The organism is Mixta tenebrionis (assembly GCF_006517625.1).
GTDB lineage: Bacteria > Pseudomonadota > Gammaproteobacteria > Enterobacterales > Enterobacteriaceae > Mixta > Mixta tenebrionis.
In genome coordinates this window covers 174,635-186,490 of sequence record NZ_VHQI01000006.1, presented here as the reverse complement: position 1 = coordinate 186,490, position 11,856 = coordinate 174,635, and the positions used below count along the sequence as shown (strand labels likewise).

Here is an 11,856-nt window from a genome sequence, read left to right as displayed (position 1 = left end):
TTCGCCAGTGTCGGCGGCCCGAAATGCATATCTGCCGACGTTCAGTAAGTGAAACGTGAGGCGATTATAAACAAATAATTTTTTCATAAAATACGGTTACAGAAGAAACATTTCATTTTGCGAGAGAGATCAAATAATCGATTTTAGCGGCGTGGGAAGCGGCCTGGCCGCCAGAACGGGTGGAACAACGGCGCGGGACGGCGATAAAAACAAATATTCTATTTCATTTTTATTACCGCGCTAACTTCTGTAAAAAGCACGGTAAAAAGCGCCTTCTGTGGAGAGCGTCGGCGCAATCCGCCTGAGCCAGACGCGGTTAAAAAGAAATGAGAGTTTTACCCTCCTCACAATTCCGGCTTATTAATTTCATTGTGTATTGTTTTTGGAATATTTATTCCTCATACTGCCAACACAGTTGATCCGGTGCGATCGGATTATCGGGTGCTTCCCGAAAGTTCTCTGGAGACGCTCGTCAGTGTCTGCTTATCACAGAAGGAAACAACAGGTATGAGTACACAACAGAAGCGGCTTGATGTGATTTGTATCGGCCGTATTGCCGTTGATCTCTATGGACAGCAAATCGGTGCGCGTCTGGAAGATACCAGCACCTTTGCCAAATACCTCGGCGGCTCTTCCGGCAATGTCGCTTACGGCACCGCCATTCAGGGATTAAAGTCCGCCATGCTGGCGCGCGTTGGGGATGAGCATAATGGCCGCTTCCTGCGTGAAGAGCTGCAGCGCGTCGGCGTCGATACGCAGTGCCTGATAACCGATAAAAAACGTTTAACGGGCCTGGTGATCCTCGGTATTAAAGATGAAGATACCTTCCCGCTGATCTTTTACCGCGATAACTGCGCGGATATGGGCCTGACGCCGCAGGATATCGATGAAGATTATATCGCCTCCGCCCGCGCGGTAGCGGTCACCGGCACCCATCTTTCCCATCCCGATACGCGCGCGGCGGTGCTGAAGGCGCTGGAGATCGCACGCCGTCACGGCCTGCGCACCGCGCTGGATATCGACTATCGTCCGGTACTCTGGGGGCTGACCTCGCTGGGCGACGGCGAAACCCGTTTTATCGAATCCGATCGGGTGACGCAGCAACTACAGGAAGTGTTGCACTATTTCGATCTGATTGTCGGCACGGAAGAGGAGTTTCATATTGCCGGCGGCAGCACCGATACGCTCAGCGCCTTAAAAACCGTACGCCGCTCCACCAAAGCGACGCTGGTATGCAAACGCGGCCCGTTAGGCTGCGTGGTGTTTGAAGGCGAAATCCCGGACAGCTGGGATAAAACCGAGCTGCAAAGCGGCGTGCGCGTCGACGTGCTTAACGTGCTGGGCGCGGGCGACGCCTTTATGTCCGGCCTGCTGCGCGGCTGGCTCAATGATGAAGGCTGGCGGCAGGCCTGCCGTTACGCCAACGCCTGCGGCGCGCTGGTGGTATCGCGTCATGGCTGCGCGCCGGCGATGCCGACCAAAGCGGAGCTGGATGATTACCTGAGCCGCGATCGTGAAGTACCGCGTCCCGATCGCGACGAGCGCCTTAACCATCTGCACCGCGTCACCACGCGCAAAAAAAGCTGGCAGGAGCTGTGCGTTTTCGCTTTCGACCATCGCAAACAGCTGGTGGATATGGCGCAGGAGGCAGGCGCCGACGTTGCCCGTATTCCCCGGCTGAAAACGCTGCTGTTGCAGGCGGCGGAAGCGGCGGCGGACGAAGCCGGGCTGGTGAACAACAGCGGTATTCTGGCCGATACCACCTACGGGCAGCAGGCGCTGAACGCTATTACCGGCAAAGGCTGGTGGATCGGCCGCCCCATTGAGCTGCCGGGCTCGCGTCCACTGCGCCTTGAACATGGCAATATCGGCTCGCAGCTGATCGACTGGCCGCAGGAACACGTGGTGAAATGTCTGGTGTTTTATCATCCGCACGACAGCACGGAACTGCGCCGGCAGCAGGACGAGCTGATTCTCGACGTCTGGCGCGGCTGTAATAAATCAGGTCATGAACTGCTGCTGGAAATCATTCTGCCGGAGGAGAATCCCGATCGTCAGGAGTCTTACTATATCGATATCATCACGCACTTTTACCGCCTCGGCGTGCGGCCGGACTGGTGGAAACTGCCGCCGCTGTCGCTGACCAGCTGGCAAACTATCGGCGCGTTGATTGAGCAGTACGATCCCTGGTGCCGCGGTATTCTGCTGCTAGGCCTGGATGCGCCGGAAGATAAGCTGAAGGCAGGCTTCCGCGCTGCGGCACAGGCGCCGTGGGTAAAAGGATTTGCCGTTGGCCGCACCATCTTCGGCCAGCCGTCACGCCAGTGGCTGCAGGGAGAATTAAGCGATGAGGCGCTGATCCGGCAGGTTAAGAACAATTACCTGACGCTGATTAACTACTGGCGCGAGGCTCGTCCGCTACAGCAGGCCAGCTAGCGCGCTGAGCTTGCCCGACACGCCGCCGATGCCTGCATATCGGCGGCGTTGCCATTTTTTCACTACCGTTAACGCCCGCTTGTCCTCAGGATTTCGCTGATTTTCGCCGTAGAGAAACGGATTAAACATCACGTTTTGTGAGGTAATTCATGTTGCTATGAAATAAACTCTGCTAACAGGGGTTTCAAATGAAATTTTCCATCCGTCTGATAGAATATCGCTTAGCAAAATACCCATCATTTTTTAGCAGGTCGAAGTAATGACAACTAATAACCCGACACAGCTTTCTTTACTCCAGGACGACATTCGTCGTCGCTACGATACGCTCAGTAAACGTCTGAAGCAGGTTGCGCGCTATATCCTTGATAACAGCAACAGCATCGCCTTTGATACCGTCGCCTCAATAGCCCAGCAGGCCGACGTGCCGCCTTCCACGCTGATCCGCTTCTCGAACGCCTTCGGCTTCAGCGGCTTCAATGAAATGAAACAGGTCTTTCGTCAACATCTGATGGAAGAAACGGTGAACTATACCGAGCGCGCGCGCCTGTTCCGCCAAACCGCAACCGATGAGGCGGCGGCCTCGCCTGAAAACCCAGCCGAAATCCTGAATGTATTTACTATGGTGAACTCCCAGGCTTTACAGCAGCTGGCGATGCAAACCAATCCAGAGCAGCTTAATAAAGCGGTAGAGCTGCTCAGCAAGGCGGAAAATATCTACGTTATCGGCCTGCGCCGCTCTTTCAGCGTCGCCTCCTACCTTACCTACGCCCTGCGCCATCTGGAACGACGCGCGTTTTTGATCGACGGCCTGGGCGGCATGTTTACCGAGCAGCTCAGCATGGTGAACCCCAGGGATGTGGTTATCGCCATCAGCTATTCACCCTATGCGCGCGAAGGGGTAGAACTGGTGGAAATGGGCGCACGCCGCGGCGCGCGGCAAATTGCGATTACGGACAGCCAGGTTAGCCCGCTGGCCGCCTTCAGCGACGTATGCTTTGTAGTGCGCGAGGCTCAGGTTGATGGCTTCCGCTCCCAGGTTGCTTCGCTGTGCCTGGCGCAAACGCTGGCGGTCTCGCTGGCGCTGAATAACGCTAAACAGTAAGCTGGTGGCTGGTGGCTGGTGGCTGGTGGCTGGTGGCTGGTGGCTGGTGGCTGGTGGCTGGTGGCTGGTGGCTGGTGGCTATTTTCACTACAGCTCCATAACAAAAGCAACGTAATCCCAGGAAAATAACGCTAACTATGGCAAAAGTAATGTAATCCCAGGAAAACAGCGCTAACCGCGGAAAAAGTAATGTAATCCCAGGAAAACAGCGCTAACCGCGGCAAAAGCAACGTAATCCCCCGGAAAACAGCGCTAACCGCGGCAAAAACAACGTAATCCCCAGGAAAACAGCGCTAACCGCGGCAAAAGCAACGTATTTACAGCAACACCAGCGCTAATAAAGCTAAAAGGCAGCCTGCGCTGCCTTTTCTCTGGACGCCGGGCGTCGCCGCTATTTTTTCTCTGCGATGGGATAGGCGTCGCTGTTTATCCAGGCGTGATCCTGCTCCCAGGTAAACTTCCACTTACGTACCGGCCCCGCCATCACGTTGAGATAGTAATTGTTGTAGCCTGCAATAGTCGCAACCGGATGGTAGCCGCGCGGCACCATCACCACGTCGTGATTATAGGGCGCCATACACTCATCCAGCTCCCGATCGTCCGTATAGACCCGCTGTAGCGCAAAACCCTGTTCCGGCTGGAAACGGTGATAGTAAGTCTCTTCCAGACAGGTTTCATCCGGCGAATCTTCGCGATCGTGCTTATGGCTGGGATAAGAACTGGTGTCGCCCTCATCCGTATACACTTCAACCACCAGCAGGCTGTCGGCCGGCTTATCATCCGGCAGGATGTTATGCACCAGGCGCCTGTTGCGCCCTTTTCCACGCCGCTCGACGCCAACGTCCTGCGGCGCGATCAGCCGCGCCGGCAGCTCGCCATTTCCGGGCGCGCTGCATACGGCCAGCTCCAGGGCGGAATCAGCCACAACCTCAACGCGATCGTGGTGTGGAACATAAACGGAGAACGGCGGCGTGCGTTCAAAAGGCGACTGGCGCTTGCCGATGCCGGGAAACGCCGCATGGCGGGTTTTCACCGAAGCCAGACCGCTCACCAGCACCAGACAGAGTTCTTTATCCGCGCTATCCAGCGTCAGGGTCTGGCCTTTTTGCAACAGGTAGACTTCAAAACCAACAAAACGCCAGCCGGCGCTTTGCGGCGTAATATGCTGAATCCGCCCGTTCGCGTCAGGCTGCCGACGTTTAGCAAGCAAAGACATCCGCTCCTCCTTTGATGAAATAGCCGCCCGGCGCAGGGTTGCCTGTGCGGTTTTCCCGGCCCTGTCAGGCTTTGCCGCATTCAGACGTCCGCGTCCGGGATGTTATTTCCACCCTATTACAACGGAATAAATTTTTCAAACAGATAGTTTTGAAAAAAGTTTTTTTAGCGGAACAGCTCGCATTTTTCTGCGTAATACGGAGCGCTGTTTCAGCGTCACGCTCCGCTCCAGGCGGCGTGGCGTCACGACCTGACAACATCACTCACCCGCAGCCGTTAACGGTTTCAGGCCTGGCGCTCCGCTTTAAAATGAAATTTTTGCGAGGCAGATCGAAAAACCTAAGTTTCAATCTTCCTTAAATATGAAATAAATGTTCTCTTTATGCCAGCCGCCGAGCGCAACGATGCGATCGGTTCAATTGATATCTTTGCAGGAGCACATCATGGCCATTGATTCCAGCCGTTTCTGTATCAACCGTAAAATCGCCCCGAATCTCGACATCGAAACCTTTTTCAGGCTGGTACAGCGCCTGGGTCTGAATAAGGTGGAGTTACGTAACGACATGCCCAGCGGCAAAGTCACCGACGATCTGAGCCATGAACAGGTCAGGACGCTGGCGAAACGGTACGGCATGGAGATTATTACCATCAATGCGGTTTACCCTTTTAACCATATGGACGACGATCTGCTGAACCGCGCCGAGGGATTGATGAAAGAGGCGCAGGCGATCGGCGCGCACGCTCTGGTGCTCTGCCCGCTCAACGACGGCCAGCCGATTTCCGTTGATAAAACCATCGCCGCGCTGCAAAAACTGGCCCCGCTATTCAAACGCTACGGCATTGAAGGCCTGGTGGAGCCGCTGGGCTTCCCGCAAAGTTCACTGCGATCCGCCGTACAGACGCAGGCGCTGTTGCGCGATGCGCAGGTGCCTTTTAAGGTACTGATCGATACCTTCCATCATCATCTGTATGAGAAAGCCGAGCAGGAGTTCCCCAGCGGCATTATTGATGTCAGCGCGATCGGCCTGGTGCACCTCTCCGGCGTGGAGGATACGCGTCCGAAAGCCCAGCTGACCGATGAAGAGCGCATCATGCTCAGCGAGAAGGACGTGCTGGGAAGCGTGGCGCAGGTGCATCGCCTTGAAAAGATGGGCTATCGCGGCATTTACGCCTTTGAGCCTTTCTCATCAACGCTGGCGAACTGGAGCGAAGCGGATATCGAACGCGAAATCCAGCGCAGTATTCAACTGCTGCAGGCGTAGCCAACAGCAGCCTCAGGTGTTATCTGTGTTTTATGTCATTGCTTTTTCTGGCTCTCGTTGCGGGGGCCTTTTTTATGCGCTGATATATTGCCGCCTGCGCCAGGTTAGCAGCAGCGCCAGACACACCAGCAGGCCGCTCAGCAAATAAATGACCGACACGCCCGCATAGCTCATAATAAATCCGGCCACCGGCCCGGTAATGCCCAGCGAGAGATCCATAAAGGCGGTGAAGGTAGCCAGCGCGCTGCCCTGATTCTGCGGCGGCACCGCTTTCACCGCCGCAACGCCCAGCGCCGGGAACACCAGCGAAAAACCGGCTCCGGTGAGCAAAGCGCCCAGGTTCGCCATCCAGGGCGAAAACGAGAGCCAAACGATAAACAGGCCGAACGCCTCCACGGCAAAGCAGAACAGCGCCACCTGCAGGCCGCCGCGCCGGTTAATGCTGCCGGGAAACAGCAATCGCGTCCCGACAAAAGCCAGGCTGAACAGCGTCAGGGAAAAGGCCGCGCCCGACCAGCCCTTCGCCTGGTAGAACAGGGTAATAAAGGTTGCGATCACGCCAAACCCTGCCGATCCCATCGCCAGCAGCAGGCCGAAAGGCCAGATTTTTCCCAGCACGGCACGGAACGGCAGCGGGCTGCCCTTGCTCCCCTTTACCGCCGGGCGCGGCAGAGCCAGCAGCATCGCCGCCAGCGTAATCAGCATAATCACCGAGGCCAGCAGCATGATGCCGCCAAAATGGTAGATTAGCGCGCCAAGCGGCGCCCCCAACGCCATCGCGCCGTAGGTGCAGATGCCGTTCCAGGAGATAACCCGGCCGATATGTAGCGATCCCACCACCCCGACGCCCCACAGCGTCGAGCCGGTTCCGGCAAAGCTTTGCCCTACGCCCAACGCCAGCCGGCCGGCACAGAGCAGCGCCAGGCTTACCAGCGGCCAGCCTGCGCTGACCGCGGCCAGCGCATAGCAAATGCCGCTTAGCAGGCAGCCGCCCAGGCCGAACACGACCACCTTTTTCGGCCCCCACAGATCGGCGTAGCGCCCGGCATGCGGGCGACTCAACAGCGTAGAGCAGTACTGCAGGCTGATTACCAGTCCCGCCCAAAAGGCGCTGTAGCCCATTACGTCATGCACGTAGCCAGGCAGTACCGCCAGCGGCAAACCGATGGTCAGATAGCTGGCGAAATTGAAAACCACAACGGAAAGTATTTTCTGATTCAGGCGAAAGCTGCTTTGCGGCGCCTCCGGGGCAGGCTGTTCAGACATAGCGCACTCATATCGATCTTTATTAACAGACTAAGCGCTTACTATACGCGGTTTTTTAGCGCAGCAAGAGGCAAAGCATGGCGCGCACGCCGCTAACGATAAAAACGTCCGCGTCACGGGTAAAAGCGCCGCGCCGCCGGCGCTAAACACGGCGTTTGGCGCTCCACCGTAGCAGATAGTTTTGCCGGCGTGGCGGCGCCCGTTACGTACGGCGCTCCTGCGATCTTGTCCAACCTGTTGTACTAATGAAAGAATTTTCTGTGCGGCTGTTCACAATTTTTTCACAACGCACGTCCACTCTGCTGGAATCGCTCCGCGACCGGAGCGGAGTCACAAATTCGCCTACGCAGACCCGCAACACTGATTCCAGTATCTCAGACAGGAGTCCAGCATGTTGGAATCAGGCAAAGTACCGGCGCTGAGTCGGGCAATAGATATCCTTAATTTCATCGCGGCGACCGGGCCGTGCAGCGCGGCAACGCTTATCGACGCCACCGGCATCCCGAAAAGCACCGCCTACCTGCTTCTTGCTGAGCTGAAACGGCAGCGCTTTATTACCCTCGATCATCAGGGGAACTACTGCCTGTGGACCAAGCTGGTCGAGCTGGCGGGCCATGCGCTGAGCCAGCTTAACCTGCGCGAGCTGGCGCGCCCGCGGCTGACAAAGCTGATGGATGAAACCGGCCTGCTGTGCCATCTCGGCATTATCGATCGCGGCAACGCCTACTACATTCTGAAAATTGAATCGCCCTCCACCATCAGCGTGCGCTCGCATGAAGGAAAAAGCCTGTCGCTTAACCGCTCCGGTATCGGCAAATGTCTGCTTGCCTGGCAGCCCGCCGCGATTCGCGAAGAGATCGTCAGCCAGCTGGCATGGGAACAGGCCACGCCCACCTCCATTACCGATCCGCAACGCTTTCAGGATGAGCTGACCCGCATTCGCTTTCAGGGCTGGAGCTACGACAACGGCGAGGACTACTGCGACGTCAGATGCGTCGCCGCGCCGATCTTCAACGCCAGCCAGCAGCTGACCGCCGCTATCTCGGTGGTCGGCACGCGCCTGCAAATCAATGAAGAAAACCGTGATTACCTGGCGGGTAAGGCGATCGCCTGCGCCAGAGATATCTCCCGTCTTCTGGGGTGGAAAAGCCCCGCTGAACAACAAGCCTCATAATAAGGAGAAGACCCATGACCCTACCTAAAATTAAACATGTTCGCGCCTGGTTTATCGGCGGCGCTTCCGCAGAGAAAGGCGCTGGCGGCGGCGATTATCACGATCAGGGAGCCAACCACTGGATTGACGATCATATCGCCACGCCGATGAGCAAATATGCGCAGTATGAGCAGTCGCGCCAGTCTTTCGGCATCAACGTGCTGGGCACGCTGATCGTTGAGGTGGAAGCAGAGAATGGACAAACCGGCTTTGCCGTTTCCACCGCCGGCGAAATGGGCTGCTTTATCGTCGAAAAACACCTCAACCGCTTTATTGAAGGCAAGTGCGTCAGCGATATCAAACTGATTCACGATCAGATGCTTGGCGCGACAATGTTCTACGCCGGCTCCGGCGGGCTGGTGTTGAATACCATCTCCTGCGTCGATCTGGCGCTGTGGGATCTGTTTGGGAAAGTCGTTGGGCTGCCGGTCTATAAGCTGCTGGGCGGCGCGGTACGCGATGAAATCCAGTTCTACGCCACCGGCGCCCGTCCCGATCTGGCGAAAGAGATGGGCTTTATCGGCGGCAAAATGCCCACCCACTGGGGGCCGCACGACGGCGATGCGGGTATTCGCAAAGATGCGGCGATGGTGGCGGAGTACCGTGAGAAGTGCGGACCTGATTTCTGGCTGATGCTCGACTGCTGGATGAGCCAGGATGTGAACTACGCCATCCGTCTGGCGCACGCCTGCGCGCCCTATAACCTGAAATGGATTGAAGAGTGTCTGCCGCCGCAGCAGTATGAAGGCTACCGCCAGCTAAAAGGCAGCGTGCCGCCGGGAATGATGGTTACCAGCGGCGAGCACCACGGCACGCTGCAATCGTTCCGCACCCTTTCCGAAACCGGCATCGATATTATGCAGCCTGACGTTGGCTGGTGCGGCGGGCTGACCACGCTGGTGGAGATCGCCGCCATCGCCAAAGCGCGCGGCCAGCTGGTAGTGCCGCACGGCTCTTCGGTCTACTCGCATCACGCGGTAATCACCTTTACCAACACCCCCTTCAGCGAATTTTTAATGACCAGCCCGGACTGCGCCACGCTGCGTCCGCAGTTCGATCCTATCCTGCTTGACGAACCGGTGCCGGTAAATGGCCGCATCCATAAATCGGTGCTGGATAAACCTGGCTTTGGCGTAGAGCTCAATCGCGACTGCAACCTGCATCGCCCTTACAGCCACTGAGACAGGGCGCTGCGCTACCGGCGCGGCGCTTCCACTGAGGATTTCGCTATGAATAACACCCTGCTTGCCGGCGTGGTGAAGAAAAACCGCGCGCGCTTAATCCCCTTTATGCTGGCGCTCTACGTGCTGGCGTTTCTCGATCGGTCAAATATCGGCTTCGCCAAAGAAACCTATCAGATCGATACCGGCCTGAGCAACGAAGCCTACGCGCTGGGAGCCGGCATCTTTTTCGTGGTTTACGCCATCCTCGGCGTTCCGGCCAACCTGTTGATGCGTAAGCTGGGCGCGCGCCGCTGGATTGGCGGCACCACGCTGCTGTGGGGCTTCCTGTCGGCGGCGATGGCCTGGGCCGATAGCGAGGCGAAGTTCCTGCTGGTCCGTACCCTACTGGGCGCGGCGGAGGCGGGCTTTTTTCCCGGCATGATCTATTTGACCTCGCAATGGTTTCCCCAGCGCAATCGCGCCAGCATTATGGGACTGTTCTATATGGGCGCGCCGCTGGCGCTGACGCTGGGATCGCCGCTTTCCGGCGCGCTGCTGGAAATGCACGGCTTTCTGGGCCATCCCGGCTGGTTCTGGATGTTTATGATCGAAGGCCTGCTGGCGGTGGCTGCCGGCCTGTTTACCTTCTTCTGGCTGGACGATACGCCGCAGCAGGCACGCTTTCTGAGCGCAGAAGAAAAACAGGCGCTTACCGCCCAGCTGGCCAGCGAGGAAGAAACCAAGGTCGCCTCGCGGCTGGCGGATGCGTTGCGTAACGGGCGCGTCTGGCAGCTGGCCATCATCTATATGACGATTCAGGTGGCCGTTTATGGGCTGATTTTCTTCCTGCCGACCCAGGTTGCGGCGCTGCTGGGCAGCAAAGTCGGTTTTACCGCGTCGCTGGTTACCGCCATTCCCTGGGTTGCGGCGCTGTTCGGCACCTGGCTGATTCCGCGCTATTCCGATAAAACCGGCGATCGTCGCAACGTGGCGGCGCTGACGCTGCTGGCGGCAGGCATCGGCATCGGGCTTTCCGGCCTGGTGACGCCTCTGCTGGCGCTGGCGGCGCTCTGTGTCGCCGCGGTCGGCTTTATCGCCGTTCAGCCGGTATTCTGGACTATGCCGACGCAGCTGCTCTCCGGCACCGCGCTGGCCGCCGGGATCGGTTTCGTCAACCTGTTCGGCGCTGTCGGCGGCTTTCTGGCGCCCATCGTGCGCGTGAAGGCGGAAAGCCTGTTTAACAGCGATGCCGCCGGCCTGCTGACGCTGGCCGCCGTCGCGATTATCGGCGCGCTAATCATCTTTACGCTGGGCGTTACCCGTCCGGCAGCCCAATCAGCGGATGTCCGCACTCAATAAAAGGGACAAATAAATGACTACGATAAAACTCGCCGCGAACCCGTTTAAAGCCGCTCTGCGCCGCGGCGAGGCGCAAATCGGCCTGTGGTTAAGCTCCACCACCGCCTATATGGCGGAAATCGCCGCCACCTCCGGCTATGACTGGCTGCTGATCGATGGCGAACACGCGCCGAATACCATCCAGGATCTTTATCATCAGCTGCAGGCGGTGGCGCCCTATGCCGGCCAGCCGGTGATCCGTCCGGTAGAGGGCAACCGCGCCCTGATTAAGCAGGTGCTGGATATCGGCGCGCAGACGCTGCTGATCCCGATGATCGACAGCGCGCAGCAGGCGCGGGAGATGGTTGCCGCCACGCGCTATCCCCCCGCAGGCGTGCGCGGCGTCGGCGCCAGCGTCGCCCGCGCCGCCCGCTGGGGACGTATCGAAAACTATATGGCGCAGGCCAACGACGAGCTGTGCCTGCTGATTCAGATGGAGAGCAAGGCGGCGCTGGACAACCTCGACGCCATCCTGGAGGTGGAAGGCATCGACGGCGTCTTTATCGGCCCGGCGGATCTCTCCGCGTCGCTGGGCTATCCCGATAATGCCGGGCATCCTGAGGTACAGCGCATTATCGAACAGAGCATCCGACGGATTCGCGCCGCGGGCAAGGCGGCCGGGTTTCTGGCGGTTGATCCGGAAATGGCGCGCAAATGTTTGCAGTGGGGCGCCAACTTCGTCGCCGTCGGCGTAGATACCATGCTCTACAGCGAAGCGCTGGATCGACGACTCGCCCTGTTCAAATCCTCTGCGGCGTCTCCGTCGCTGAAGAACAGCTACTAAGCCGCCGGGCCGCTAAC

At 58.1% G+C, this 11,856-nt stretch carries 9 protein-coding genes; 7 read left to right on the top strand and 2 right to left on the bottom strand.

Annotated features, from left to right (window positions below; all coding sequences use genetic code 11):
• The first annotated feature begins 507 nt into the window (after positions 1–507).
• Positions 508–2,436, top strand: coding sequence for a bifunctional 5-dehydro-2-deoxygluconokinase/5-dehydro-2-deoxyphosphogluconate aldolase (locus tag FKM52_RS11690; RefSeq protein WP_141176354.1), 1,929 nt, complete (start codon positions 508–510; stop codon positions 2,434–2,436).
• Between the two features lie 259 nt (positions 2,437–2,695).
• Complete coding sequence (locus FKM52_RS11685; protein ID WP_141176353.1) at positions 2,696–3,538, top strand: MurR/RpiR family transcriptional regulator; 843 nt, start codon at positions 2,696–2,698, stop codon at positions 3,536–3,538.
• Positions 3,539–3,929: 391 nt separating this feature from the next.
• Here FKM52_RS11685 and iolB read toward each other — a convergent pair whose 3' ends face one another.
• On the bottom strand, positions 3,930–4,754 hold the full coding sequence (gene iolB, locus FKM52_RS11680) for a 5-deoxy-glucuronate isomerase (protein ID WP_141176352.1): 825 nt from the start codon (positions 4,752–4,754) through the stop codon (positions 3,930–3,932).
• 442 nt (positions 4,755–5,196) lie between these two features.
• Here iolB and FKM52_RS11675 point away from each other — a divergent pair, with 442 nt between their 5' ends.
• Positions 5,197–6,015: a TIM barrel protein gene (locus FKM52_RS11675; RefSeq protein ID WP_141176351.1), complete on the top strand. Its 819-nt coding sequence runs from the start codon at positions 5,197–5,199 to the stop codon at positions 6,013–6,015.
• A 72-nt stretch (positions 6,016–6,087) separates the two neighbouring features.
• Here FKM52_RS11675 and FKM52_RS11670 read toward each other — a convergent pair whose 3' ends face one another.
• Entirely contained in the window at positions 6,088–7,281 is a 1,194-nt protein-coding gene (locus FKM52_RS11670) for an MFS transporter (RefSeq protein WP_141176350.1), read from the bottom strand.
• Positions 7,282–7,672: 391 nt separating this feature from the next.
• On the opposite strand from FKM52_RS11670, the gene FKM52_RS11665 reads away from it, so the two are divergent.
• From FKM52_RS11665 to yfaU, 4 genes are read left to right on the top strand one after another with little or no spacing between them, the layout of a single operon-like run.
• Entirely contained in the window at positions 7,673–8,455 is a 783-nt protein-coding gene (locus FKM52_RS11665) for an IclR family transcriptional regulator (protein WP_141176349.1), read from the top strand.
• Positions 8,456–8,469: 14 nt separating this feature from the next.
• Entirely contained in the window at positions 8,470–9,675 is a 1,206-nt protein-coding gene (gene rhmD, locus FKM52_RS11660) for an L-rhamnonate dehydratase (protein ID WP_141176348.1), read from the top strand.
• Between the two features lie 48 nt (positions 9,676–9,723).
• Entirely contained in the window at positions 9,724–11,016 is a 1,293-nt protein-coding gene (locus tag FKM52_RS11655) for an MFS transporter (protein ID WP_141176347.1), read from the top strand.
• A 13-nt stretch (positions 11,017–11,029) separates the two neighbouring features.
• Positions 11,030–11,839 carry a 2-keto-3-deoxy-L-rhamnonate aldolase gene (yfaU, locus tag FKM52_RS11650; protein WP_141176346.1) on the top strand — a complete coding sequence of 270 codons (810 nt, stop codon included), beginning with the start codon at positions 11,030–11,032 and terminating at the stop codon, positions 11,837–11,839.
• The last annotated feature ends 17 nt before the right edge of the window (positions 11,840–11,856 follow it).